The organism is Ligilactobacillus ubinensis (assembly GCF_024160875.1).
In the GTDB taxonomy this organism is placed as follows: domain Bacteria; phylum Bacillota; class Bacilli; order Lactobacillales; family Lactobacillaceae; genus Ligilactobacillus; species Ligilactobacillus ubinensis.
Genome location: NZ_JAIULA010000067.1, coordinates 1 through 302, shown reverse-complemented (window position 1 = coordinate 302; position 302 = coordinate 1). Strand labels below are relative to the sequence as shown.

2 tRNA genes are annotated in these 302 nt (G+C 48.7%); both read right to left on the bottom strand.

Annotation, left to right across the window (positions count from 1 at the left end):
- Positions 1-91 precede the first annotated feature (91 nt).
- Positions 92-164, bottom strand: a tRNA-Lys gene (locus LB941_RS12410).
- 7 nt (positions 165-171) lie between these two features.
- Positions 172-244: transfer RNA gene (locus LB941_RS12405), tRNA-Val, on the bottom strand.
- Positions 245-302 lie beyond the last annotated feature (58 nt).

Genomic DNA, 302 nt, shown 5'->3' with positions numbered 1-302 from the left:
TGAAGGGACTTGAACCCCCACGTCCGAAGACACTAGAACCTAAATCTAGCGCGTCTGCCAATTCCGCCACACCCGCAAATATTAAATTTTATGAGTTGTGACAGGCTCGAACTGTCGACCCTCTGATTAAAAGTCAGATGCTCTACCAACTGAGCTAACAACTCATTGAAATGGAGGATACAGGGCTCGAACCTGTGACCCTCTGCTTGTAAGGCAGATGCTCTACCAACTGAGCTAATCCTCCATAAAAGTGACCCGTACGGGATTTGAACCCATGTTACCGCCGTGAAAGGGCGGTGTCT